The organism is Kitasatospora phosalacinea (genome assembly GCF_030268885.1).
Classification (GTDB): domain Bacteria; phylum Actinomycetota; class Actinomycetes; order Streptomycetales; family Streptomycetaceae; genus Kitasatospora; species Kitasatospora phosalacinea_C.
On the sequence record NZ_BSSA01000139.1, the window covers coordinates 1 to 268 of the forward strand.

At 57.1% G+C, this 268-nt stretch carries 1 rRNA gene; it reads left to right on the forward strand.

Annotated features, from left to right (window positions below):
- Nucleotides 1–268: ribosomal RNA gene (locus QSK52_RS39270) — 16S ribosomal RNA — on the forward strand; the annotation flags it as partial.

The following is a 268-nucleotide window of genomic DNA, read 5'->3' on the forward strand; positions in this document are numbered from 1 at the left end:
CCTGGGGAGTACGGCCGCAAGGCTAAAACTCAAAGGAATTGACGGGGGCCCGCACAAGCAGCGGAGCATGTGGCTTAATTCGACGCAACGCGAAGAACCTTACCAAGGCTTGACATACACCGGAAACGTCCAGAGATGGGCGCCCCCTTGTGGTCGGTGTACAGGTGGTGCATGGTTGTCGTCAGCTCGTGTCGTGAGATGTTGGGTTAAGTCCCGCAACGAGCGCAACCCTTGTTCTGTGTTGCCAGCGAGTAATGTCGGGGACTCA